A 25,734-nucleotide genomic window follows, 5' to 3' on the forward strand; every position below is an offset into this window, starting at 1 on the left:
ATTATCCCTTAATCATGCTTTCAAATTGGATTTCCACTTGCGACCAAGTCAAGCCCTCATGAAAACTCTCGCATCGTTTGGCCAAGCTCGCTAATTCGTTTTTCAAGCCAAAATTCAACAAATCCAAGACCCCTTTAACCACGAGCTTATCCTCAGCAATCGTGTATTGCATAGGCACTTTCACCAGCTTTTCATTCATCCTCACATAAGCCGTGAGAGAACCTGCATGATCGCCTTCTATCACATTTCTAAAAGTTACTTTAATATTAGTGTTTTTAAAAAGAGCGAAAAAAGCTTCTTTAACGTTTTTATTTTTAGTGTCATCGCCTAAATTGACTTTCAAGCTATCCATGCTCGCGCTCGCTCCCTCTAAAAGGGTTTTTAAACTATCTTGAGATTTACCCAGTTTATAAGTGATGCTTTCAAAACTCCCACTTACAGGTGTTTTAGCCTTAGTTTTAAAGGCTGTCCATGTCGTTTTAGCTGAAGATAAATCCAAATTCACCGCTTGTAAAAACCCTGCTAGTAAAACCGATACCAAAACCATTTTTTTCATTCATTATCCTTTAATGTGGTCTTATCAATAACGCTTATTATTTTAGTGTAAACAAGCATGCTTACAGCTAAAATAATTCATTTTGATAATCATTTGCACTCTAAAGACGACTCAAGAGATACAATTGCGTTTATTTTAAACTCTTTTTGTAAATAATGCTGACTGAAATAAACTTTCTGAACCATTCATAAAAAGATTAAAGCGCATGGCTATCGCTATCATCTTGAATGCAGAACCAATTCATGGCGATCGGAGTTTCAGCCTGAAGCCATCTTCATGCAAATCGCCTTGCTCTAAAAGCTCATCCGCACTAGGGCTAGAATAATGCTTGGCTAAAATAATGAAATAGGCGTTGTTATGCACCCCAATAAGGTTAGGCTGGAAATAGGGGAAAGTTTCAGGGTTTAGAATCCATGTTGCGGCTTTGTTATACGCCACAGAGAGCCTTTGTCCGGCTCCACTACCCCACAAATCATACCCGTTCTCAAAAAGCAATTCGCCTGATACAGTTATCGCAAGAAGCGCGAAATTGGTATAAGCTATCCCTTTAATGCCTTTCGTAGGGCCGCCATGATAATCGCTCGTATCGCTCCTAGTGATCGCGCTAGCAATAACCCCATTCTCATCTATGGCTTTAAATATCCAATCCTGCCACCGATTAGCGCTATTTTGCAAAAGGGCATGATCGTCTAACGCTAGCGCAGAACTCACATCAAAGAGAATGCCCCACGCCCCATGGTTAGTATTAAGAGCTGATTGAGAATATTGGCGCATCCGCTTAACGAAGTCTTCGTATTCTGGGCTAGGGAATGCCTTTTTGACAAACCAATAAGCCATGTTCATATAAGGCATGTAAAAATTGATATTATCCTCGCTTTGATAAGTGTCTACGCTTTGAAGCTCTTTAGCCCAAGCGTTTAAAATTTCTATAGCTTTTAAGCCGTATTGCTTATTCTTACTCACCAAATAACCTAGCGCTAAGTCATAGGACATGAGAGCGGATTTTTTAAAACTCTTTGTGCATTTATCAGGCTCTCTAACCCCGGTAGAAGTGTAGTGTTTTGACGCGTTAAGTTGCACGCATGGCTGTATTGTTTGGGAGAGCTTTTTATCAAGATGGAGTTTTTGGGGCAAATCTCTAGATTTAAAATCCCTAAAAAAGTAATCCTGCTCGGCGTAAGCTTGAACGCAAACGCAAACACCCATGAGTGATAAAAACAAAACAAATCTTTTCATTCCACGCCTTTATTTGAATGGATTATTTTAAAAATAGCGTTTTAGGGTAACGCTTTTAACAACACAAATTTAAGCGCATGCACATTAAGGGCGCTAACCGCTGACAGGGGTAAGACAAAGAGCGCTGATTTTTCATTAGGGTGTTTTTCAAAATCACTAGTTAAATTAGGGTGTAAAAACCCTAAATACGGCTCTAAATCAAACGCCTCTAATTTTTGCACTTCTAAGTTTAAAAAGGCACAAAAATCCTTAGTCATCTCATCAATGTTTTCTACAACATCGCATTTATTGAGCAACACCCCAAAAGGCTTATTGGCCAAAGCGGGTGAAAATTTTTCTAACTCCAATCTCAAGCGTTGGTATTGCTCTTTAATGCCTAAATCCAGCCTGGAAGCGTCTAAAACAAAGGCTAAAACTTTGGTGCGTTCAATGTGCTTTAAAAAGCTAATCCCTAAGCCCTTTCCCTCGCTAGCCCCTTCAATAATGCCAGGAATATCAGCCATTAGAAATTCGCTTTTCTCATCTACGCTCACAACCCCTAAATTAGGCACTAGAGTCGTGAATTCATAATTAGCGATTTTGGGCTTAGCGTTAGAGATGGTGGAAATGAGCGTGGATTTACCCGCATTAGGGAAGCCCACTAACCCTATATCAGCGATGAGTTTTAATTCCAAACGCACGCATTTTTCAACCCCCTCCAAGCCTTTTTGCGCGTAAGTGGGTTGTTGTTTAGTCGCGCTTTTAAAATGCGCATTCCCTAACCCTCCCTTGCCTCCTTTTAAGGCTAACACCCTTTCTTTAGGTTCTACCAAATCAAGCCACAACTTATCATCTACAAAAACTTGCGTTCCTGGCGGCACGACAATGATTTTGTCTTCGCCCTTTTTGCCCGCGCAATTTCGTGTGCCTCCTGGAGCCCCGTTTTTAGCCTTATGGTGTTTGGTGCCTCTAAAACTCGCCAAAGTGTCGGTATTGTTATCCACTTCAAAATACACATCGCCTCCATCGCCTCCATCGCCCCCATCAGGGCCTCCTTTGATGACAAACTTTTCTCGCCTAAAACTCACCATTCCAGGCCCCCCCTTACCCGAAGCGATGATGATTTCCACGCTATCTACAAACACAGCTTAAAAATCCTTTCTTTTATTTGGCAAATCTTTGCATGGATTTTTCCAAATGCGGCACCGCATTGAGTAATTTCTGCGTATAAGGGTGCTTTGGAGCGCTTATCACGCTATCCACATCCCCGGTTTCTACGATTTGCCCTTGATTCATTACGATGATTTTATCGCTAATATGCTCCACCACCCCTAAATCATGGCTGATAAAAATATAAGTCAGCCCCATTTCTTTTTGCAAATCCAAGAGCAAATTCAACACTTGCGCTTGAATAGACACGTCTAACGCAGACACAGGCTCATCGCAAATCACCACGCTAGGATGCAAAATGAGCGCCCTAGCAATGCCGATTCGTTGCCTTTGACCGCCTGAAAATTGGTGGGGGTAACGATCGATCCATTCTAATTTCAAACCCACTTTTTGCATGATCTCTAGCACTTTGGCTTTGATTTCTTTTTTTGAAAAGTGAGAATTTAACAGCAAGGGTTCAGCGATAATCTCGCCCACTTTCCACCGAGGATTCAAGCTAGAATAAGGATCTTGAAAAATCATTTGCACCTTTTTGCGGTAATCAAACCAATCCTGTTTGCTAAAATGCAAATGGCGCTTACCATTGAAATAAATCGCCCCGCTATCTTGCCTTTCAATCCCAGCTAAAATTTTGGCTGTCGTGCTTTTCCCGCAACCGCTCTCCCCCACAATGCTTAAAACTTCATTTTGTTCCACTTCAAAACTGATCCCATTGAGCGCACAAATCACCCTTTTAGGCTTGAATAACCCCCTGTCTATCGCATAGGATTTTTTCAATTCTTTAATTTCTAAGAGCTTCATCGTAACTCCTTTGGAAAACTCAAATAATCTACATTTTCATCCACGGTTTCTAAGCGTTTTTTGCGGTATTCTTTGCCCGGTTTAGGGATTGCGCTTAAAAGAGCTTTGGTATAAGGGTGTCTTGGATCAGCGAAAAGCTCTTTCGCATTCGCTTGCTCCACCACATGCCCTTTATACATCACCACCACTTCATCAGCGATTTGCGCCACCACGCCTAAATCATGGGTGATAAACAAAATAGAAGTGCCTTTTTTTTGTTGCAATTCTTTCATCAATTCTAAAATCTGCGCTTGAATGGTTACATCTAACGCTGTCGTCGGCTCATCAGCGATCAAGATTTCAGGCTCACACACCATAGCCATAGCGATCATCACCCTTTGGCGCTGCCCCCCGCTGAGATTGAAAGGGTATTCATGGTATTTATCCCCGGCATGGGGGATGCCTACGCGCTCTAATTCATAGACCACCCTTTCTAAGCGTTCTTTTTTATTAAGGCTTGGGTGGTGGATTTTCAACACTTCATTGATTTGAAACCCAACCGTGTAGGAAGGGTTCAGGCTCGTCATAGGCTCTTGAAAGATCATGCCAATTTTTTTACCCCTGATTTCTTTTTGCATCTGTTTTTCTTTGAGTTGCAACAAATCCTGTCCTAAAAATTGAATGCTCCCCCCCACAATTTTCCCGGGCTTTTCAATCAACCCTAAAATAGAAAGCGAAGTGATGCTTTTCCCGCTCCCGCTCTCCCCTACAATGCAGAGCGTTTGAGACTTTTTCAAGCCAAAACTCACGCCATCCACTGCTTTATTCACGCCTTTATCGGTGAAAAAATAAGTTTTTAAATCTTTAACTTCTAAAATCATGCAAGCTCCTTTTAAGAGGCCCGTTTAGGATCTAAAGCGTCCATGATGCCATCGCCTACCAGATTAAAACTCATGACCGTTAAAAAAATCATCACCCCAGGGAAAACGAGCATCCAAGGAGCGGTAGCGATGTATTGCATGGAATTCATCAGCATCGCTCCCCATTCAGGTTTGGGAGGTTGGGCCCCAAGACCTAAGAAGCTCAGCGCGGCCGCTTCTAAAACCGTGGAAGCAAACCCCATTGTAACTTGCACGATCAAAGGGATAATGCAATTAGGGAAAATCACCTTACACATCAAACGAAAGTGCGAAGAGCCATTGATTTTAGAAGCGATCACATATTCTTTTTCTTTTTCGCTTAACACAGAACTGCGCACCAATCGTGCAAATCCAGGAATCCCCACAAACCCAATAGCGAGCATGGCGTTAGTGAGCGAAGGCCCTAACACAGCGACCACAATGACGATCAATAAAATAGAGGGCAAGGCGAACATAATATCCATGATACGCATGATAACCGCATCCGTTTTCCCCCCAAAATACCCCGCTATTAGCCCTAGTATCGTGCCAAAAAACACCGCAATCCCCATAGACACAATCCCTATGGTTAAAGAAATCCTAGCCCCATAGATCAAGCGGCTCAAAATATCGCGCCCCAAATCATCGGTGCCTAAAAGGTATTTAGCATTCCCCCCATGCTCCCATATAGGTTTTAAAAGGCGATCTTGCGCGTTTTGCGCATAAGGATCATAAGGGGCTAAAAGGGGCGCAAAAATCGCGCAAACCACCAATAAAAGCACAATCCATGCCCCAACGACCGCCGCCTTATTTTTTTTGAATTGTTGGATAAACTCTCTAAAAGACTCCATTATGACAACCTTATTCTAGGATCAATAAAAGCGTATAAAACATCTACTAAAAGGTTAGCCCCAATATACATCATGGCAATAATCAAAGACATGGATTGGATAATGGGGAAATCGCGCTGGTTGAGTGCATTGACGATCCACTTGCCAATCCCAGGCCATGAGAAAACCGTTTCAGTTATCATGCTCCCCCCTAAAAGCCCGGCCAACATCAAGCCTGCGATAGTCGTTACAGGGATTAAGGCGTTACGCAAAGTGTGCACAAAAATCACCCTAAAGGAGCTGCACCCCTTAGCTTTAGCGGTGCGCACGTAATCTTCTTTAGACACTTCTGCCATGCTCGCGCGAGTCATCCTGGCAATAACAGCGGTAGAAACCGTGGCTAACACAATGCTAGGCAAAATCAAGTGCTTGATCGTATCCACAAACGCCCCATAATCTCCTGCGATCAGGCTGTCTATCAAATAAAGACCTGTAGGGCCATCTAAGTAATACACATCGCTCAAACGCCCAAAAACAGGCAACCACCCCAATTGCACACTAAAGATATAAATCAGCATGAGCCCTAGCCAAAACACGGGCATAGAAATCCCGGCTAAAGCGAAAGTCATGCTGGAATAATCAAACATGCTATAGCGTTTGATCGCCGCTAACACGCCAACGCTAATACCCAAAACAAGAGCCATAAATAAAGCGATCAAAGCTAATTCCACCGTAGCCGGGAAGCGTTGCCAAAACTCATGCATCACAGGCTCACCAGTCATGATAGAAGTGCCAAAATTGCCATGCAACACGTTGTTGATAAAGAAAAAATACTGCTCTATCAAGGGCTTATTCAAGCCAAATTGCTCCCTTAAAGCGTCAATAGCGGCTTGATTGGCCTTTTCGCCTAAAATCACTAACGCCGGATCTCCTGGCACTAAATGCACCATCATAAACACGATGATGCTCACTCCAAACAGCGTGGGGATCGCCCACAAAATACGTTTAATAATAAAACTCAGCATGCAACCCCTTTCATTTTTCTAAATACACCTTAAAGAAGCGATTCACGCTCACTCCAGTCGTCTTATAGCCTTTGACTTTAGACAAGTGCGGCACCACTGAATAAGGATAGGCTAAAGGCACATAGGGTGCGTCTTTATGGATAATTTCTTGAGCCTTTAAATAAAGGGCTTCCCTCTCCTTTTGATCCGAAACCCGTTTAGCCTTTATGAGCAGATCGGAAAAGGCGTCGCTCTTATAAAAGGAACCATTTTGAGTGGGTATAGCTGAAGCAGCTTGCTTGCTCCATAAGGTGTATAAGAAATTATCCGGATCCGCAATGTCTGCCATCCAACCTGCAAACGCCATTTCATGTTCGCCCAGGCCCGTTCTTTTCAAATAAGCCCCCCACTCATACACTTCAATTTTCACATCAATGCCAATTTTAGCCAGGCTCGCTTGTATGAACACCGCTCCCTTTGGGTTACGAGTAGAAGTGGTAAAAATAGTGGTTTTAAAGCCGTTAGGATAGCCCGCTTCTTTCAGTAACTCTTTAGCCTTTTTCAAATCGTATTCATAAGGTTTGATATTGTAGTTATAACCCCATATGGTGGGCGGGAAAGGATTGACCATTTTTTGAGCAAAGCCTTCATAAATCACCTTGATGTAATCATCAACATTGATGGCATGATTGATAGCCAAACGCACCAAAGGGTTATTAAAATACTTTTTTTGCGTGTTCAATGAAAGCCAATTGGCAATTAACCCAGCGCTTTTATCCACCACGATATTAGGGACTTTTTCTAATTGCTCCACTTCATTGAGATTAGGCCCGGTCATTAGCATGATTTCGCCGGTGCGCAACGCTAAAGCGCGAGTGGAAGAGTTAGGAATGGTGCGCACCACCACCTTATCCAAATACGCTTTAGGCCCCCAATAATCCTGATTTTTTAAAAGAATGATTTTTTCATCTTTATTCCATAAAAAGAATTTGAAAGGCCCTGTCCCAATAGGTTTTTTAGCCAACTCGTCTTTTTTATTATTTTGAGCCAAGTAATCAGCATAGTCCTTACTCAAAATGCTCAAAAAGTCCATGCCCAAATTGGCTAAAAACGGGGCTTCTGGCCCATTAAGCGTGAATCTAATGGTGTAGTCATCTAAAGCTTCAATGCTCTTAATAATATGAGACATGCCCATGCCTTCCCAATACTTATAGCTTTTAGCCCCCGGGCTATAATATCGTTTAGCTTTATCCATTTGGCGTTCAAACGAAAACAGCACGTCTTTAGCGCTAAACTCCACTTTTTTATTCCAATACTTCGTCTGGTGGAAATAAACCCCTTTGCGTAAATGAAAGGTATATACAAGACCATCTGGGGATATGTCCCAACTCGTCGCTAACGCTGGTTCAATTTCTGTCGTGCCGTATTTGAATTGCACGAGCGTGTCATAAATATTGCCCGTCGCCACATAGCTTTCGCCATCAGTTACTAAGGCCGGATCCATGCTTGAGCCATCAGCGCCTCTAGCAAAAACCAAAACGCCTCCAAAACGCTTTTGTTCTTCAACAGAAATATTTTCTTTAGATGGATTAAGAGTAGCGTTTGGGTTTTCTGAAGCTTTCAAAAAAGACCCAAACAATAAAAGAAAAAAAAACAAACCCTTAACAAAAACATTATTCATAAGCCAGTCTCCACAACAAATTCTATAAAGGATAGAGATCTAAATTATAAATATTTTATGGTGTTTATAGGCGTTTAACAAACACCCAAAGGTTTAATTAACCTTTAAAGGTTACCCTACTCCCCAAAATTCCCACTAACTACAGAAACCTTTTTGCGGCTTCTGTCTTTATGCTCAAACTTCACAACGCCATCTATGAGCGCGTATAAGGTATGGTCTTTCCCCATGCCCACATTATTACCGGGGTGCATTTTAGTGCCTCTTTGGCGCACGATAATATTTCCTGCTCTCACAAATTCTGAGCCAAATTTTTTCACGCCTAAGCGTCTTCCTGCAGAATCTCTGTTATTCTGCGTGCTCCCTTGACCTTTCTTGTGTGCCATTGTTTAATACTCCTTTATGCTACAATTTTAGTGATTCTCACACGAGTGAAATCTCTTCTAAAACCACGCTTGGTTTTGCTGTCTTTTCGGCGGCGTTTTTTGAAAGTGATGACTTTTTTGCTACGCCCTTCATTGATCACTTCCGCTTCAATTTTAGCCCCATTCACAAAGGGTTTCCCGCAAGAGAGTTTGCCCTCTTTGAATACGGCTAACACTTCCACTAATTCCACTAAAGCCTTAGGCTCTTTATTCATTTTATCCAGTAAAACAATATCGCCTTCAACGACTTTATATTGCTTACCGCCATGCTTGAATATTGCGTATGACATTTCTATTTCCTTAAAAATTGAACGCTCTTTTTAAAATAAACGCTTATTATAGTGAGTATTTGCTAAAATTTAACTTTAAATTTAGTTTAAATTCACATTAAAAGAATTTTTTTACTCAAAAACACCCCATTTAACCCGCCATTATTACCCCGCATTGCCCCACTCAAACCATTCACAATTGCTATTAACTTGTTTTGGAATACTTTTAGCTTGTTTATTAAAAAAACCAATAAGGATTTGATCATGCGCGTTACCTTTGGCTCTAAATACAACCAAATGAATCACTACCAAAACGCTTTACAAAATAAAATCAACGACGCTAACACGCAGATCGCTTCAGGGTTAAAAATCCGTTATGGTTATCAAAACAGCGACATTAACAACCAGAATTTAAAATTCCAATACGAAGAAAACACCTTAGATCAAGGCATTGATGTGGCCCAAAACGCTTACACTTCAACGCTCAATACCGACAAAGCCTTGCAAGAATTTTCTAAAACGATGGAGGCGTTTAAAACCAAACTCATCCAATCCGCTAACGATGTGCATTCAGAGACTTCTCGTGCCGCTATCGCTAACGATTTAGAACGCTTGAGAGAGCATATGATGAATGTCGCTAACACCTCCATAGGGGGGGAATTTTTATTTGGGGGCAGTAAGGTGGATAGACCTCCCATTGATAGCGAGGGGAAATACCATGGCAATGGCGAAGATTTAAACGTGCTTATTAGCTCTGATAACCTTGTGCCTTATAATATTAGCGGGCAAGATTTGTTTTTAGGCACAGATAAAGACAAACACAAGCTCATCACCACCAACATTAAATTATTCAATCAAAACAAGCTCCACCCTGATGTGATGGACGCTTTAGAGCATTCTTCATTGCCTGAAGAAGTTTTTATTAAACCCGGTGATACCTTGCGAGAACTCATCGGCGATAACGACAAAGACCCCACCAACGACCCTAAAGAGTTTTTTTATTTGCAAGGCGTTAGGCCTGATGGCTCTAGTTTTAAAGAAAAATTCGCGCTCTCTAAAGCCTATCAAAACAAAGAAAGCGCGACTAAAGTGAGCGATTTGTTGGATAAAATCGCTCACGCTTACGGGAACACTTCGCAAAATAAAGTCGTGGATGTGAGTTTGAACAATTGGGGGCAAATTGAGATCAAAAACCTAACCCCCGGCAGTGAAAATTTGGATTTTCATTTGATTTCTAGCGATGGGGATTTTGATGATTTAGACGCTTTGCGTTCGAGCGGAAAAAGGGTTACTGAATACGTCAAAAGCGCGTTTGTAACGGATAGGAGTTTGAGCCAAGTTAAAGCGGTACCTAACATGTATAATCCCAAGGTGCTTGAAATCCCTAGCGTGTTTATCACTAAAGATAATGTTTTAGCCAACAAAAACACCAAATTGAGCGAGATTTTTGGCGATAAGGTGGAAACTTTAAAAATCAACGCTAGCCGCTTGGACGATGAAAGCACTATTAAAATCCCAAACCTCCCTATTAATTTGGATATTCCCATTCTTTTAGACGTGAAAAACTCTACGATTAAAGATTTGAAAGACGCGATCAAAAAACGCTTTAATAATGAAGTGGATGTGGAAATTGCAACGAACGGGCGTTTGAGGATCATTGACAATTCTTCTAAAGAATCGCCTATTTCTTTTGTTTTAAGCACCCTAGATGCTAAAGGGCTAGAAGTGGCCGGTATCCCCACTAATAACGCGAGCGAATACCAAAAAACCTATTTCAATAAAGAAGGGGCAAAATTAGAAAGCAATGTCGCTCAAACCGCTCAAAATGGCGCGGCTAATGGCTCTACTAAACTGAGTGAAGCCGCTAAGGGGAGTTTGGAAAATAGCGTTTTTAACATGAAATTAAACGATGTGAATGGTTCGTTTTTAGAAGCACAAATAAATTTAGATCCTAATGGGGCTTTTTTGAGTTTGCCTAATGGCGTTAAAATCCCGCTTTATGACCCCACAACCGCTAACATTCAAGCGTCTAAACCCAATGAAGTCACTTACAGGCAGCTCATGGATGCGATGAGTATCGCGCTCAATTACAGCAATACTGACCCAGCCATCTACCAACAAATCAGCGATAACCCCACTTCCAAAGAAAGCAAGGAGCGCTTTATTGAATTGTTAAAACAAGCTAAAGACAACCTTTCTATTAATTTGAATGAAGAGGGAAAAGTCATTATCCAAGACAACATGCATTCAAACACCAAAATGCAGTTCATGCTTTTTGATAAAGACGCGAATGATTTTTCTCAAAATGCCTTGCATAGCGACAAACCAAGCCTTAAATTAAACGCTAATAACGCTCTCATTATTGACAAGCCAAGCGTGAATTTTTTTGATCAATTAGAAAATACCATCACTTCTGTAAGAAAAGGGATTTATCGCCCGGACGCTTTAGGGGATACTTATTCTAGCGACATGCGTAATTTAGGCATTCAAAACGGCATCACTCTTATAGATCACTTGAGCGATCACATAGAAAAAATGATCGCTAAAAACGGCGCTCATGGTAAAGCGTTTGAGAACATTATCAGGCGCAATGAAGTTTTAAAAACGCAAGTTCAAAGCATTCGTGGGGAAACGACCGGCACGGATATGGCAGAAACTTATAACAAGTTTTCCAATCTCACTAACAATTATAACGCCGTTCTGGCTTCCACGAATAAAATCAATAATCTGTCTTTAACGAAATACTTGTAATCTTTTGGTGGTTTTTAAGCGTTCTAAAAAGAGATATTAAAATGGCTTTTAAGCTTCTATGAAGCCCCCCTCCTTTTACCCCTTATTTCGTGGGCAAATCGCCCACAGGACAAGTGGCCACCCCCACGCTTGGGCGGGTGAATTTTTCTACATTTTCTTGAGCTTTTTTGGGGTCATTAACCCAAGTTTTATAGAACTCAAAAGGGCATTCCGCCACACCCTTATCCCCATCGCCACTAGCAAAAACCCCACTATAACCTCTGTGCAAGAGTTTGAAAAGTTGGTTTTGGCTTTGGTCGTATTTCCTCGCATCACGGATTTGTTGCACGGAAAGTTGAGCGTATTGAAGACCATTTTCTTCTTCCCCGCATTCGCCCAAAGTATGCCCGTCAAAACCAATAATGCTAGAATGCCCGAAATAGGAATACACCCCATCAAAGCCGGTCGCATTCGCTACCGCTACATAGCATTGATTAGCCCACGCCATAGCTTTCACTATCGCAATTTGTTGCTCTTTAGCCGGATACATGTAACCTTGACAGCGTACAATGAGTTCTGCCCCACGCATCGCACAATCGCGCCAAATTTCAGGGTAGTTCCCATCATCGCAAATGATCAAAGAAACTTTCAAGCCCTTAGGCCCATCAACCACATAGGTTTTATCCCCAGGATACCAGCATTCAATAGGACACCAAGGCAAGATTTTGCGGTATTTTTGCACGATCTCACCCTTATCATTGACAAGAATCAAAGTGTTATAGGGATTCTTTTTAGCTTGCTCGTGTTTTTCCCCAGTTAAAGAGAACACTCCCCAAACCTTGTTTTTCTTACAAGCCTCAGCAAAGATTGCGGTTTCTTCTCCAGGAACGCTTGCGGCTGTGTCAAACATCTCCTGTCTGTCATACATGATCCCATGCGTGCTGTATTCGGGGAAAATAATCAGATCCAATCCGGGCAAACCTTGTTTGACCCCACCAATCACCTTAGCGATATTGCGACAATTTTCCAACACTTGTTCTTTAGTGTGGAGTCTAGGCATCTTATAATTAACTACCGCTACACCCACAGTATCTGGGCTGCTACTAATATCTCCATGTCTCATGTTATGTTCCTTGTTTTTTGATGAGAGTTCCTACAAACCCTCTACTTGAATTTATAAAATACTTGTGTAAACGGATTTATAATGAATGTGAAAACTTTAATCATTATAATTATTATAGGCGAGTTTTAATTTTTTTGCTCCATTGGGTAACCTATTTCTAGAAAAATGAGGTTTTAGCCGCTCTATTTTTATAGTTATCTTATTTTCACTTCCACTAACCCGTATAGCGCATTAATACAATAGATTTTAGACGCTTTTTGCAAATCTTGCAATTTTAAAGGGGCATGCTCAACAAGACCCTTTTTTAACAATCCCATAACACCCGTCCCGTTTAACGCGCCCGCGCTGAAATAAGGGGTTAAAAGCTTGTTGTGGATTTCTAAAATAAGATTGCTCCTAGCGCCCTCAGTGAGTTCCAAATCCTGGTTATAAAAGATTTCATCAAACATAACGCCTTTTTTAATGAGCGCTCGAGCCTTTTGATAAAAAGGGGCGTAAGTGGTCTTGTGGTATAAAAAATCGTTGTGTTTATCAATGGGGGCTTCACTCAAACGGATTTCTAGGCTTTTTAAAGACTCTAAAGTTTTGTATTCTTTAATGAGCTTGCCCTTTTTATTCAATAAAACCCTTAAAACCCCTTCTTTTTCTAATTCAAAGTCCAAAAGATTTTCATCGCATTTGAAATTAAAGTATTGGGCGCTATGCATTAAGCGTTCTTTATGGGCGTTTTTATTGTTAATCTCTAATTTTTGATCCCTTTTGATAACTTTCATCGTCTCTACAATCTCAAATTCTATTTTAGGCATCACAAAAAAGGATTTTAAAAAGCTCTCTTCATATTCTTTTGGCGCTTTACTTTGATAAGTTACCCCACTCCCTACCCCTAAATGCAAAAAATTTTCATGCGCTCTTTTTTCTAAAGTGCGGATAGGCACGCTAAAAAGGGCTTTTTTTTCTTCAACCATGCCTATCGCCCCGCAATACACCCCCCTAGGGCGTTTTTCTAATTCTTCAATGATTTGCATGGTTTTGATTTTAGGGCATCCGGTCACAGAGCCGCAAGGGAACAACGCCTTAAAAATCTCAAACAAGCTGGTTTTTAGGGGCAATTGAGCTTCAATCTCGCTTATCATTTGATACACGCTAGGCAAGCTGATGATTTCAAACAATTGATTGACTTTCACGCTATTTTTTAAAGCTAAACGGCTCAAATCGTTACGCAATAAATCCACAATCATCACATTTTCACTTCTGTTTTTGTCATCATTTTGCAAAAACAATCGGTTTTTTTCATCTATCAAGGGGTTATTTGAGCGAGCGATCGTGCCTTTCATGGGTTTTGTGATAATCTTAATCGCTGTGTCCAAAAACTCTAATTCAAAAAACAATTCCGGCGAAAAGCTTAAAACACTCCCAAACTCATTTTCTATCAAAGCCTTAAAAGGCGTGTTTTGGTTGTGTATCACTTCCTTAAAAATACGCTCTAGCTTGGCTTTAGTGTCTAAAAATAAATCCATCGTGAGATTCACTTGATAGGTATCGCCGTTTTTGAGACGCTCTTTAACGGCTTTAAACTGCTTGAAATAAGTTTTTTGATCTAAAGAGCTATGGATTTTAGGGTAAAACGCATGCTCTTTTAAAGGCTCTAAAGAATATTTTTTTCTTTCTAAAAATTGTTCAAAATACAAAAAAGGGGTTTGACTTTGAAAAGTTTCATCTAAAAACGCTAATCGCGCTTCATACAAAAGATACCCCACAAAATACCCCTTCCCCCTATTTTGAGAGATAAAATCCAAGGCGTTTTTAAGCTCGTTAAGATTAGTGGCTGTGAGTTTTTTAACGCTTTTTTGATATTTAAAATCCCCAAAAATCATTTAATTTCTAGCAACCGCTTCGTATTTGTCTATCAAAAACACCGGGTTATAGCTCATTTTAGACCTTCTCAAACCCTCTAATCCTAGATCTTCTTCTCTGTTAGCGTAAGTTAGATGGCTAAATTCATTCAAAAGCAATTGCTGGTTGATGATCTGATACGCGCCTGCAATATCTGCGCGGGCTTTTTCAATGTGGATGAGCGCGCTCTCTTCGTTTAAAACTTCTCCAAAACTAAACGAGACTATTTCCCCATTAACCCTAATAAGCCCCCCTTTCACATCCAAGCTTTCATAATTTTCTAACACGCTTTGAATGCCCTTATTTTCATTGATTAACCCTATATCATCGGTTTGGCTTTCTAAAAACCACTCTTGAGAAGCTTCTAAAACTTCCTTTCTGTTTTGAAGAGAAATTTTTTCATAAACAAAATTCGCATAATTGGTTAAAAACTGGTTTAGGTGGTTTTTTTTCTTATGGTATTTTTTCCCTTTGAGCGCGATTAGTTCTTCAATAGAATAAACGTAATCGCTCCTGTCTCGGTTGTAAGTGAAATCAAACACCCCTACAAAATTGTCTTTCAAATCGTCTTTTTGCTCTAAAGTCAGGGAGTGGAATCTTAAATTTTTTTCTAATTTCAAAAGCTCTTCCACACATTCAAACGCATTCTTACCGATAGGGTAGAAATAAAAGGGTTTTTGATTTTCATAAGTGGTTTGAATCACCAAACAATCCCTAATCACAGCCACTTGAATGAGCCTTGCGTGCTGCCATAAGAAGCAATTGGTAAAACTCACATCTGATAAAACGATTTTTTGAGTGCTTAAAAACCTTGAAAACAAGTCCTTATGCGCTAGGGTAATTTTTTCAAACATAACAACTCTCTTTTATTTTTTTAACTCTTTGAGGGCGTTTTCTTGAAATTTTCTAGAAATCTTAAAAACCTCTGCATAAAAACCCGTAAGAATTTCTCCATTCAAATGCTTGAAATCCCTTTGGCTGAGTCGTTGTAAAATTTCTTGCTCTCTTTTAGGGCAATAAATGGGGCTTTCTTGTTTGATGAGAGCGATTTTTAAAGCGATTTCTAAGCGTTTGTCTAAAAGATCGCTTAATTCATTATCCAGCACATCAATTTCAGCCCTTAAATTTTCTAAAAGACTATCCAAATTCTTTTGCATCTAATCAAACCCCTTTTAAGCCTTCTTCTTCTAGCCGCCACAAATCTTCTAAAGCCTCTCTTTTTCTTATCACTCTGATTTTGTGATCTTCTAGGGCTAATTCTAAGAGTTTGGGGCGCGAATTGTATTGACTGGCCATGCTAGAGCCATAAGCCCCAACCTTTTCTATGACTAATTTATCGCCTGGCTCTAATTCTGGCAAATTGGCGTCTTTTAAAAAAGTGTCGCTGCTCTCGCACACAGGCCCTACCACATCGCAAGGCGAGATCTTACGCCCCTTAGAGGGCGTTATAACCCTTATGGCATGCTTAGCATGATACAAACTGGGGCGTAAAAAATCATTCATGCCCGCATCTATGATTACAAAGCGCTTGTTTTGAGCCTTTTTTTCATACAAAACCTGCGTGATCAATTCCCCACTCTCAGCCACGATCGAGCGGCCCGGCTCACAAATAATGGTCAAATCCAAGCCTTGAAGCGCGTTTAAAATCCCTTGCGCGTAATCATAAAGCTTGATAGTCTCTTCATTTTCATAGCTCACGCCAATGCCTCCGCCCACATCAAAAAAACGCAAATCTATCCCTAGCGCGATCAAAGATTTAGCGATTTTGGCCACCTTTTGGCTCGCTTCTATAATCGGCTCTAAATCTAAGAGCTGTGAGCCGATATGAAAATGCACGCTAACAGGCTCTAAAAACGCGCTTTTTTTAGCCCAGAGAAACATTTCTAAAGCTTCTTTTTCTCCCACGCCAAACTTATTTTCTTTCAAACCGGTAGAAATATAGGGGTGCGTTTTAGCGTCAATGTTAGGGTTGATTCGAATGGAAATCCTAGCCTTTATCCCTAAAGATTGAGCGATTGTTTCAATCGTTTTTAATTCCATAAAACTTTCTACATTCAAAAATAAAATGTTGAGTTTTAGGGCTTGTTCTATTTCAAATCCGCTCTTACCCACCCCGCTAAACACGATCCTATAAGGCTTGATCCCGGCTTTTAAAGCCCTTTGTATCTCACCTATGGAAACGCAATCCGCCCCGCTCCCTAAATGCGCCAATAAAGAGAGGATACTCAAATTAGAATTCGCCTTTAAAGCGTAGCAAATTAAAGATTTACGCCCCCTAAACGCTTCTTTATAATTCAAAAAAGCCTGTTTGATCTTGTCAAAATCATAGAGGTAAAAAGGGGTTTTATAAGTTTGAAACAGCTCTTCATAATTAAACATAGAAAAACCTAACTATAAAATTTGAACGAAGCATTATAGCAAAAAAGCTAAAACGCCACTCGCATGCCCACATTCCCAGTTATATTAATATCCTGGTATTGCAAGCCCATCTTAAGCCCCACCCCCGCATTCACATACATCAAACGCCACAAATGCATTTCGCCCCCTGTAATCACGCTCGCAAAAGTGTTGAAAACTTCCCCCTTGCGATACAATAAAGTGTTTTCACCCACAAAACGCACCATATTACCGCCTTTAGATTTGATCAAAAGATCCCTACCCAATCTCGCCGTTACAAAATAATAGGAATTTTGACCAAAATATTTACGGCTCTCCAACCCCATGTTGAGCGTTAAAACCGATTCGTTAGAGGGGTTTGAATGCATAAGAAATTGTTTGTAAGCGGCATCATTCATTTTGCCTTTCATCCCGCTCAAGCCTATGAAATGATAGCTCAAGCCCACTTGAGGTTTTAGCACCACGCTTTTTTGTTTGAACATGAAATCATAGCCGTAATTCCCGTTCACGCTCGTTGTCCAGGTGTTGTAGTTGTAGCGTTGGTTCAACACAGAGAGCAAAGAATTAGAAGAATTGATACTAGTTGCATTGCCTCCATAAGTTTCATTCGCGCTCAAAGTGAATTCGTTTCTTTTTAAAAAAGCCCTCGCATACATCCCCACATCCACATTATTACCCAAAGAACGCATGATGTTCCCATTAAAGTCGCTATAGCCATAAGCCACATAACCCCCAAGGATCACATTTTTAACCAACCGGTCATAGCCCACGTTCAAGCCATAAAGCGTGCCATTGCCCCCAGAAATAAAGCTCGCTCCCCCAATCCCTTGAACCCAAAGGTTATTGGGGTGTTTGTTGGGTTGTGTGTATTTAACAAAAACCTCTCCAGGGTTAGGATCGCTAAAACGCTTGTTTTTAAGCTCTAACAAAGAAAAATCAGACTCTCCCTCTCTAGCCCTAAAATCAGAGAGTTTTGTCAAACGGCTGGTTTGTTGGGTGTAACTCGCCAATTCTAAAAGGTTGGTAGCGTTATCCCTAAAATTAGGGTTAGAAATCAAGCTTGCGGTGTTTTGAAGATCTTTTGTTGCGTCTAAAATTTCATTCAAAGAGTGGTTTTCTAAATAAATCGGTGCAAAAAGCGGGTTTTCTTTGGTTTTCATCATCAATGTTGAAAGCCAATTGATAGCGTTATTCCCCCCTATCGCTTCAATTTGATTGAGCGTGCTTTGCCCTTGAATGCTTGCAATATAATCTTGTAAGGTAGGGGGGGTAAAGTCCATGATCTTGTTGCCATAAGACATTTTAATCTGGTCATGAAGAACAGAAAGGCTTAAAATATGGTTTTGAGAGGCATTATTTGAGTTAGGCAGCGCTACGCTTAATAATAACCCCTTATCTTGCAACAAAACCCGTTGGCCCAAATAAGTCAACACGCCGTTTTTTTCCTCTATGTGGTTTCCGTTGATATTGATTAAGGTATAGAGCTTCAAATACGATTGCAAGCTGTTAGGGTTGATATTGTAATCAATGTAACGGCTGCTTTTTAATAAAGTGTAAGTCGTGTTATTGGCCATGCTGTTATTGACATTGATAAAAGGCGTTTGGGTGGTGTTGAGATTGATGATCCCCTCTGCTTGAATGAGCGGATTTACAGGCGTTTGAGAATTTTCTAAATTGAAATTAATCGTTCCAAAATGATTCAAAACCCCCCCTACTCCTAACCCATAAATCCCGGTGCTTAAAGAAGCGTTTGAAGCGATCACTAAATTTTGAAGCACCTCTATTTTTTGCGTGGCGTTGTTGTTAAACGCCCCTTGAATGTTTAAATTATTCGTTACAAAGCTAGCGTTTTTCTCTAACACCGCTTGGTTGGAAATAATAAGGTTGTTGGCTTGGAATTGAGCGTTATTGTAAAGATACAGGTTTTTAACGTTTGCAGAGCTCTTAATCTTTGAAAAATCAACCACCCCGTTAGCGTAAATATTGCCTGAAAAATTGAAATCATTCGCCGTAACCATCAAGCTTTCATCGTTATTGTTCAAGGCGATTGGCGCGTTATTTGACGCATTACTAGAAGAAGCGCCATTCGCGCTTTGGGCACTAAGCGTGCAAGGGTTTGTAGCGTTAACTGCAGTTGGATCGCTTTGTTGCGCGCAGCTAGCGTTGATAAACAGATTGCCTTGAGACACAGAAACATTGTTATTAGCGGCGTTAATCTTAAGGCCGTTGCTGGCATCAAGCGTGGTGATGTTAATGTTAGAAACTTGATCGGATAATAATTGAAGCGTTCCAAAATGGTTAGTGAAAGCGATATGATTGTTGCCGGCAAAAATGAGCGAATTTCCTGCGTTAAAAGAGAGCGTGCCTCCATTAGCGTTAGAGAAAGTGGAATTTTGCACAAAAACATTGCCTTGCGCGTTGAAACTAAAATCCCCTTTTTGCCACACTTGACTCAAGCCATAAGGAGCGAAAAGCCCTTTTTTACTAAGATTAGGTATCAAATCCCCCAAACCTTGTTCATAAATAGGCCCTAAGCCTTTAGCCGCTAGGACTTTGTCTAAAACGCTTTTAATCTGCTGGTTTTGCAGCAAGCTTTCTAAAGAATTGAGCGCATCTTGGCCTAAAAATTCGCCAATCATTTGTTTGCCTAAAGCCACTACATCGTTTTTTAAAGCGTTGCTCGGTTTGACAATATCTTGCAACATTACGCTTATGACTTGCCCTATATCGTTAGCGGAAATAAAGCCGGTGATCTGATTGAACAACCCTTTTTTACTCAATAAATCATTGATGGACATGCTCCCTATAAGCTTTTCAGGGTTTTGCAAATCAATGCCTCCTAGTCCGGCTAATCCCCCCACTAGCCCGGTCCAAAAGCCTAATTTTTGTCTGATCAAATCCTTAATCGCCGTGTTCAAACCGCTATCATTCATGAGATTATCAAAGTTATTCTGCCCTAAAAGCTGGCTTAGGGTTTGATTTTTTTGTTCAGGCGTTAAATACCCCCCAATCACGCTATTACTCCCTAGAGTATTTACTATCAAATTCCCTAAACCCCCGGCTTTGTTAATGGATTGCACCGCCACTTCGCCCAAAATATTGGCGAGCCCGGCTTGATTGAAAACCTTATTGATACCCTCTTGACCTAGCATGCTAAAAATCCCATCGGTTTGCGAGCTTACGATATTAGCCTGGTTGAGAATGAGCGAAGTTTGGCTGTTAAAAGTTACGCTAGCGCTCCCCCCAGTCCCCCATGCGTTCCCGCTCCCTAAAGTGCCGGTAAGATAAATTTCTTTAGCGTTAAAAGTCGTGTCAATATAGCCCAAATCAGCCGAGCTAGACTCCAAAAGCTGCCCTAAATAAGTGCCTCTAAATTTTTGGCACACAATATCAGTATAATCACAAGGTGTTTGATAGCCCAAGCCCCCAAAAACCACCGCGCTATTAGTGTCTGTTTGCCCTATTTTAGTCGCTCCTATAATCAAAGTGCCGTTATTGAAATTTTGCACGACCGAATTGTTTGCGTTATCAATCAACTCGTTAATGTTTTTCCAATCGCTAGGGGTGATGAGCTTGGTAAGCTGGTTTAGCGCATCGCCTTTTAAATTGCTCAAACTTGAAAGCGAAAAATCATTCCCTAATATCTTTTTGATTTCAGGGTAGAGTTTGAGCGCCATTTGGCCTAACGCTTTGATATTATTGAAATTATAGCCCTTGTTATAGACATGTAATGCGCTAATAGGGTTGCCTTGCGCGTTATAGGTTTGCGAAATGATAGAAGATTCAGAGCTTAGATTGTTATTTTTCGTGGTGTTATTGCTACCGCTGGCTTGATAGGATTGGTTGGGGTTGTAATAGCCTTTCACGCTGCTCGTGAGGTAAAACACGCCTTCTGCGTCATCGCTATAAGAATACACGCCGTTAGCGTTGTTATAAACTTTTTGGTAGTTAAAGATTTCAGAGCCAATGTTATAAAGCGTGTTTTTAATGCCCGGGATTTGAGAGAGCGTAACGCTTAGTTGGTTATTTTTAAAGCTCTCGGTGATTTTTAGGGCGCTATTAAGGGGGTTAGTGAAACTATAAGTTTGGTTTTTAGCGTCATAAATCCCGTCATTGATACGCATGCCAAAGAAGCTGATACGCTCATACCAATTACTATTCATGTCCGCTTGAATGATGTTATACACACGATTTTTATTATCGTTCAGATCGCTTAGTAAATCAATGTTAGCGATATTCAAGCTCCCTTGATCGCTAAAAACAAGCTGGCTGTTTTTTAAATCCAGCACGCTACTGCTGTTAGGGTTTAAGAGGTTGCCTCCCAAACTCAAGGGCGCTTTAATGTCAAGGGCTTGATGGAACGTGATGGGGCTTTGAGAAAAAGCGTTATCATAGAAATTAAACGCCGTGTTAGAGGTGATAGCGCTAGAGCCTTGAAAATCTAAAGAAGAATTATTGCTTAAATTAAATTGCCCTCCTAAAGAGATCGATCCCTTAAACGCGATAGAAGAATGATTCAAACTCGTAGTAATATTCGCTGAATTGAAATTGGTTGTCCCATTAAAATTGATATGAGCATTATTGCTCGCAATCAAGCTCGCATAATCGTTGATCGTGGCGTTATTGGAAACATTGATCGTGCTTTGGTTGAGGTTGAGCGAGCTGGTGTCGTTTAAATTCAAATCGCCTTGAAGCTCTAAGGTTGAATGGTTGCTCGCATTGATAGAGGCGTTTTGAGAAAGACTGATCGCATTGGCTTTAATACTGCTTGTTCCCACTGAAACGCTTAAATTGGAATTGTCAAACAACACGCTTTTAGCTTGCATTTGATACAAACCAGAGCTTAAATTCGTGCTGTTGGTGAAACTGATCGCATTAGTGGCATTGAATTTAAAAACAGATTGCGTTGTCCCCACATAGCCCCTAAAAGAGCTGTTAGAAAAATCCAGATTCAAAGCGTTGAAACTGAAATTAGGGTTACCGCCATTTTGCGCGGTATCGTCTATAAAATAGGAGTTTTGAGCCTGAATATTCGCGCTGTTAGAGACAAAATTCATAGACGAGCTTTGCGTGCCAGCGGCGCGGTTATACAAAGTCGCGTTCGTTAAAAGAATGCCTTGAAGCCCGTTAAAATTAAGGCTTGCGCCCCCACCGCTAGAAATGCGATTCCCGCTTTCAATGCTGCCGGTGATGTAAATCTTTTGCGCTTCATAATGCCCTGTAATAAAGCCTATGCATTGCAAATTCCAGCAATGCCCGCTCGCATCATTACTCCCTGCTCCCTTATTGTCCCCAAAGCGAATGATGGTATTAGACTGCGGCGCATCGCTCGCATTCGTCCATATGCTTTTAGCCCCAAAAACGATCGCGCTGTTTTGCCCGGTGAACGTTTGAGAAAATTCCGCCTTAGTGAATAAAGTTTTCCCGCTCGCATAAAAATCAATGCTCTTGTCGTAATAGTAAATGGTGTTGTTTGCATTCCCTAAATTATTGTTATAGCTGTTAGGCATGTAGGTCATAAAACCGACAACATCTTTATAATACAAGTGATCCGATTTTTCCATATCCATATAATCAAACACCATGCTAACGCCCAAACGCCGGATAGAAATGCTGTTGGGTGAAAAAACCTCTTGGAAATTGTAGGTTTGGTTATTGAAAGAATACACCACATCATAGACGCCATTACCCACGCTAGAGACGAGTTTTTCACTGCTAGCCCCATGCCCTTGGTAGTTGATGAGCTGCCATAGATTTTTACTAAAAGCGTTGTTGTAATCAATCTCTTTAGAAGAGCTTACAAGGGTGATAGGGTTGCCATTAGTGATAGCTTCACCAATATTAATCACCGAATGAGCGTTAAAAGTAATTGTCCCATCGCCAAAAGACAAAGGGGCGTTTAGGTTTTTTAAAGTGATATTATTGAGAGTAACCTGCCCTTTCACGCTCGTGTTTGTTGGGCCATTAAAAACCACATTATCAAAAGTTGCATTCCCTGAAATATTAACAGAGCCGGTATTATTAAAATTAGCGTTATTTTGAGAGCCATTAGCAGAATTTCCAAAGACAGCGTTCCCAGCGATTTGCAAATTTGAATTAGCGTTAGTGAAATCCCCCATAAACGAAGTGGTCGCGTTAGAGTTATTGAAATTAAAAGAAGCGCTGTTGTTAAAATTAGCGTTATTGAACGAAGCGTTTTTTGCACTAATCTCAAACGAACCGCTATTGAACTGGTTGTTGTTTGAAAAATTCAAGCTATCGCCGCTGAATTGGTAACTCCCTCCATTAAAGTTGGTGTTTTCAAAAACCGCTTGCCCTGCATTGAAAATGAATTTCCCGTCTTTGGCTTGGTTGGTGAAAGTTGCGCCATACACGGAAAGTTTGCCATTAGCGTTTAGGCCACTCAAATTCTGCGAATTGTCCATGTTTTGCGTGGAAAAAGTCATGGAGCTTGAATAAATCCCGGCGTTATGTTGCGTGATGGTGGCGTTAGCGATATTGATACTATCTACCCCATTAAAGACCAAATTGGCTGCCCCACCGGTGCCTATACGATTGCCAGAACGCAGATTCGCTGTGATATATACATGATAGGCGCTATAAGTGCCGTTAGTCGTGCCAGTGCACTGATAATACGGCCAAGGCCCGCAATGCCCATTAAGAGCGCTCCCTGAAGTGTCCCCAAAAGACACCGTGTCGCTAGAAGAAACGCTATTTCCAGTCCATGTTGAGTTATACCCAATCACCAGATTACTACCACTAGCACTAAAGGTTTGTTTAAACGAGTTAGTGTAACTCCCCCATATTTGAACGCTCGGCAAGTAATAAGTCCCGCTCTCTGTAAAATTTTGGGATTTGGGGATGTAATATTTATGATCATACCAAGGCATGTCAGCATTAATATAATTTGAAGCGGATAAGTTAAATTGTGATCCGCTGATTGTAGGGGGTGGCGTGTAAGTCCCGCTCTCTAAAGCTTGGATAATAATGGAATTAGGGCCAAAAGTTTCTTGCAGTTTGTAGATAGTATCCCCTATTTTGTAGCCCACTTGATAGACTTGTGGGGAGTCTTTAGTGGGTGCAGAGGGCGAAGCATTAGCGGATTTAGGTGTTGCAGCGTTTTCATTCAAAAGCTGTCCGGTAACCCCATTGTAAGTGATCATATCCCACAAGCCTTGAGCGAAACTTTGCGGCTTTGAAGGGCTTTCGTTCGTTTTTAAGGCGCTTGTCAAGCCATTGATTGCATGGTTTAAAAGATTGTTATAAGTGATCCCACCGCTAGAATTTAAAATCGTTACGCTCTTCTCACTGCTTAAACTTGTGAGATTGAAAGTCGTCCCTTGAGTGAGAGTCACTTTGGCACTCCCAAAATCAAGGGTTGAGCCATTTTTCAAATCGTTCTTACCGCTTAAAGTAACGCTACCGGTAATGGTCATGTTGTTTGTATCAACAGAAGTGTTAAAAGTCGTGTTGTTAAAACTTGCCTCTTTTTCTATGGTGATTTTACCGGTATTGCTGAAATTAGCGTTATTGAAGGAAGCGTTTTGGATTGTTAGTTGGTGGTTTGAATTGTTAAAGGCTTGCTGGAAATCCACAAAGCCCTTAAGAGTGGTAGCGTTACCACTAAAAGAGCTGTTTTGAATTTGGGGGTGCTGAGCGCTTTGATTGGTTTGGTTATTGAAAGTAAAAGTCCCCCCATTAAAGGAGCTGTTTTGAAAGGTGGCTTGATTGTCAAAAGTATAAGTAGCGTTACTAAACGAAGCGCCATTAAAGGAACTTGCGCCTTTAAAAGTGAAGCTACCGCTATTAAAGGCGGTATTATTGGTAGCGTTAAACTCTTTATTAAAAGTGAATGCCCCCCCATTCCATTTCGCCCCACTAAAAGTGGCGTTCTCTTCAAAAGTGAAACTGCCGTTTGCATTGCTAAACGCCGTATTAGTAGCGTTAGTCGTCCCTTTAAAAGAATAGCTAGGCCCTGAAGTGGAGCAATTAGCCCCTACGCCCACACTAGCTAAAGAACTGCAAGTATCCCCACTTAAAGAAACCGAACCGATAGTAATAACGCTGTTAGCATTGCCTACATTCACTTGCGAAGTTTTATACGCGTTGATATTGGAATTGATAGTAACCTTATTAGCGTTCAAGTTTAAAGTGGCTATTCCCGTGTGTGTGCCAGCTCCTGATCCCACACGATTGCCCACTTCTACGCTGTTATTCACATTGATAGTCCCAGCGCTAAAAGTAACATTAGTATGCCCATTAGGATACCAAGAAGTGAAGCTATTCCCACTACTCGCACCTAGATTAAAAGTAGCGTTACTGCCTAATTCAATGTCTAAATTCCCCCCATTATATTCCCCTCCGGTGTAGTTATACAGACCGCTTAAAAAATAAGTGCCGTTATCATTTTTTAAATTGGCTGTAATATTTTGGTTGTTTTGAGTGTGGTAGTAATTAGCCGCATTACCCCCTGCCCAAGTTTTTGTGATAAGTTGGTTTCCTGTGTATTGTTGGGTTTTTTCCTCCCATTTATCGCAACTCCATAGAGCATACCATGGATGATGCACGCATACCTTTTGGCTTTTTTCCCCCCAGCTAAGCCCTAAAATATCCGTTCCATCCGCATACACCCCACTAGCAAACCCACTGATGAGTAAAGGTGCAAGCCATAAAGGACGCTTTAAGATTGTTTTTTGCTTGCGTGTTATCTTTTTTGGTTTCTTTTTAAACTTCTTCATTAAATGCTACCTTCTCATTTCCTAGAT

17 protein-coding genes are annotated in these 25,734 nt (G+C 40.9%); 1 reads left to right on the forward strand and 16 read right to left on the reverse strand.

The genetic code is table 11. The features are described 5' to 3' along the window. Position 1: 1 nt before the first annotated feature. From IC572_RS00725 to rplU, 10 genes are all read right to left on the reverse strand, one after another. Positions 2–556, reverse strand: a complete 555-nt coding sequence (locus IC572_RS00725) for a YceI family protein (RefSeq protein ID WP_000738982.1) — start codon at positions 554–556, stop codon at positions 2–4. A 240-nt stretch (positions 557–796) separates the two neighbouring features. Beyond that, entirely contained in the window at positions 797–1,792 is a 996-nt protein-coding gene (locus IC572_RS00730; protein ID WP_187854726.1) for an alginate lyase family protein, read from the reverse strand. A 41-nt stretch (positions 1,793–1,833) separates the two neighbouring features. Next, on the reverse strand, positions 1,834–2,916 hold the full coding sequence (obgE, locus tag IC572_RS00735; RefSeq protein WP_187854727.1) for a GTPase ObgE: 1,083 nt from the start codon (positions 2,914–2,916) through the stop codon (positions 1,834–1,836). A 19-nt stretch (positions 2,917–2,935) separates the two neighbouring features. Next, positions 2,936–3,742, reverse strand: a complete 807-nt coding sequence (locus IC572_RS00740; RefSeq protein WP_000770461.1) for an ABC transporter ATP-binding protein — start codon at positions 3,740–3,742, stop codon at positions 2,936–2,938. Then, positions 3,739–4,602 carry an ABC transporter ATP-binding protein gene (locus IC572_RS00745; RefSeq protein ID WP_078247539.1) on the reverse strand — a complete coding sequence of 288 codons (864 nt, stop codon included), beginning with the start codon at positions 4,600–4,602 and terminating at the stop codon, positions 3,739–3,741. The genes IC572_RS00740 and IC572_RS00745 overlap by 4 nt, the downstream gene beginning before the upstream one ends. An 11-nt stretch (positions 4,603–4,613) precedes the next feature. Continuing rightward, positions 4,614–5,471 (reverse strand): ABC transporter permease, encoded by an 858-nt coding sequence (locus tag IC572_RS00750; RefSeq protein WP_156601049.1) that lies wholly within the window; start codon positions 5,469–5,471, stop codon positions 4,614–4,616. After that, the gene (locus IC572_RS00755; RefSeq protein ID WP_000947989.1) at positions 5,471–6,475 is read right to left on the reverse strand and encodes an ABC transporter permease; all 1,005 of its coding nucleotides are present in this window, start codon (positions 6,473–6,475) and stop codon (positions 5,471–5,473) included. The genes IC572_RS00750 and IC572_RS00755 overlap by 1 nt, the downstream gene beginning before the upstream one ends. A gap of 10 nt (positions 6,476–6,485) precedes the next feature. Continuing rightward, on the reverse strand, positions 6,486–8,135 hold the full coding sequence (locus IC572_RS00760; RefSeq protein ID WP_187854728.1) for an ABC transporter substrate-binding protein: 1,650 nt from the start codon (positions 8,133–8,135) through the stop codon (positions 6,486–6,488). Positions 8,136–8,251: 116 nt separating this feature from the next. After that, positions 8,252–8,518 (reverse strand): 50S ribosomal protein L27, encoded by a 267-nt coding sequence (gene rpmA, locus IC572_RS00765; protein ID WP_120956185.1) that lies wholly within the window; start codon positions 8,516–8,518, stop codon positions 8,252–8,254. Between the two features lie 14 nt (positions 8,519–8,532). Next, positions 8,533–8,847, reverse strand: coding sequence for a 50S ribosomal protein L21 (gene rplU, locus IC572_RS00770; protein WP_187854729.1), 315 nt, complete (start codon positions 8,845–8,847; stop codon positions 8,533–8,535). 243 nt (positions 8,848–9,090) lie between these two features. Here rplU and flgL point away from each other — a divergent pair, with 243 nt between their 5' ends. Beyond that, entirely contained in the window at positions 9,091–11,577 is a 2,487-nt protein-coding gene (flgL, locus tag IC572_RS00775) for a flagellar hook-associated protein FlgL (protein ID WP_187854730.1), read from the forward strand. Positions 11,578–11,659: 82 nt separating this feature from the next. Here the strand turns inward: flgL and IC572_RS00780 are convergent, their stop codons facing one another. From IC572_RS00780 to imaA, 6 genes are all read right to left on the reverse strand, one after another. Further along, on the reverse strand, positions 11,660–12,679 hold the full coding sequence (locus IC572_RS00780; RefSeq protein WP_108580022.1) for an aliphatic amidase: 1,020 nt from the start codon (positions 12,677–12,679) through the stop codon (positions 11,660–11,662). A 194-nt stretch (positions 12,680–12,873) separates the two neighbouring features. Further along, positions 12,874–14,553: a bifunctional chorismate-binding protein/class IV aminotransferase gene (locus IC572_RS00785; RefSeq protein ID WP_187854731.1), complete on the reverse strand. Its 1,680-nt coding sequence runs from the start codon at positions 14,551–14,553 to the stop codon at positions 12,874–12,876. After that, the gene (locus IC572_RS00790; RefSeq protein ID WP_187854732.1) at positions 14,554–15,426 is read right to left on the reverse strand and encodes a DUF2156 domain-containing protein; all 873 of its coding nucleotides are present in this window, start codon (positions 15,424–15,426) and stop codon (positions 14,554–14,556) included. It lies immediately after the preceding gene. 12 nt (positions 15,427–15,438) lie between these two features. Then, positions 15,439–15,729 (reverse strand): chorismate mutase, encoded by a 291-nt coding sequence (locus IC572_RS00795; protein WP_187854733.1) that lies wholly within the window; start codon positions 15,727–15,729, stop codon positions 15,439–15,441. 4 nt (positions 15,730–15,733) lie between these two features. Beyond that, positions 15,734–16,951 (reverse strand): diaminopimelate decarboxylase, encoded by a 1,218-nt coding sequence (gene lysA / locus IC572_RS00800; protein ID WP_187854734.1) that lies wholly within the window; start codon positions 16,949–16,951, stop codon positions 15,734–15,736. Between the two features lie 47 nt (positions 16,952–16,998). Then, complete coding sequence (imaA, locus tag IC572_RS00805; protein ID WP_187854735.1) at positions 16,999–25,707, reverse strand: immunomodulatory autotransporter protein ImaA; 8,709 nt, start codon at positions 25,705–25,707, stop codon at positions 16,999–17,001. Positions 25,708–25,734: the final 27 nt, after the last annotated feature.

Source organism: Helicobacter pylori (assembly GCF_014496485.1).
GTDB classification, from domain to species: Bacteria; Campylobacterota; Campylobacteria; order Campylobacterales; family Helicobacteraceae; genus Helicobacter; species Helicobacter pylori_DD.

Coding starts and splice junctions, on each gene's coding strand:
- IC572_RS00745 (WP_078247539.1), bottom strand. CDS start 4,602: ATGATTTTAGAAGTTAAAGATTTAAAAACTTATTTTTTCACCGATAAA.
- IC572_RS00785 (WP_187854731.1), bottom strand. CDS start 14,553: ATGATTTTTGGGGATTTTAAATATCAAAAAAGCGTTAAAAAACTCACA.
- rplU (WP_187854729.1), bottom strand. CDS start 8,847: ATGTCATACGCAATATTCAAGCATGGCGGTAAGCAATATAAAGTCGTT.
- IC572_RS00730 (WP_187854726.1), bottom strand. CDS start 1,792: ATGAAAAGATTTGTTTTGTTTTTATCACTCATGGGTGTTTGCGTTTGC.
- IC572_RS00740 (WP_000770461.1), bottom strand. CDS start 3,742: ATGAAGCTCTTAGAAATTAAAGAATTGAAAAAATCCTATGCGATAGAC.
- flgL (WP_187854730.1), top strand. CDS start 9,091: ATGCGCGTTACCTTTGGCTCTAAATACAACCAAATGAATCACTACCAA.
- lysA (WP_187854734.1), bottom strand. CDS start 16,951: ATGTTTAATTATGAAGAGCTGTTTCAAACTTATAAAACCCCTTTTTAC.
- rpmA (WP_120956185.1), bottom strand. CDS start 8,518: ATGGCACACAAGAAAGGTCAAGGGAGCACGCAGAATAACAGAGATTCT.
- IC572_RS00780 (WP_108580022.1), bottom strand. CDS start 12,679: ATGAGACATGGAGATATTAGTAGCAGCCCAGATACTGTGGGTGTAGCG.
- IC572_RS00750 (WP_156601049.1), bottom strand. CDS start 5,471: ATGGAGTCTTTTAGAGAGTTTATCCAACAATTCAAAAAAAATAAGGCG.
- imaA (WP_187854735.1), bottom strand. CDS start 25,707: ATGAAGAAGTTTAAAAAGAAACCAAAAAAGATAACACGCAAGCAAAAA.
- IC572_RS00795 (WP_187854733.1), bottom strand. CDS start 15,729: ATGCAAAAGAATTTGGATAGTCTTTTAGAAAATTTAAGGGCTGAAATT.
- IC572_RS00725 (WP_000738982.1), bottom strand. CDS start 556: ATGAAAAAAATGGTTTTGGTATCGGTTTTACTAGCAGGGTTTTTACAA.
- IC572_RS00755 (WP_000947989.1), bottom strand. CDS start 6,475: ATGCTGAGTTTTATTATTAAACGTATTTTGTGGGCGATCCCCACGCTG.
- IC572_RS00790 (WP_187854732.1), bottom strand. CDS start 15,426: ATGTTTGAAAAAATTACCCTAGCGCATAAGGACTTGTTTTCAAGGTTT.
- IC572_RS00760 (WP_187854728.1), bottom strand. CDS start 8,135: ATGAATAATGTTTTTGTTAAGGGTTTGTTTTTTTTTCTTTTATTGTTT.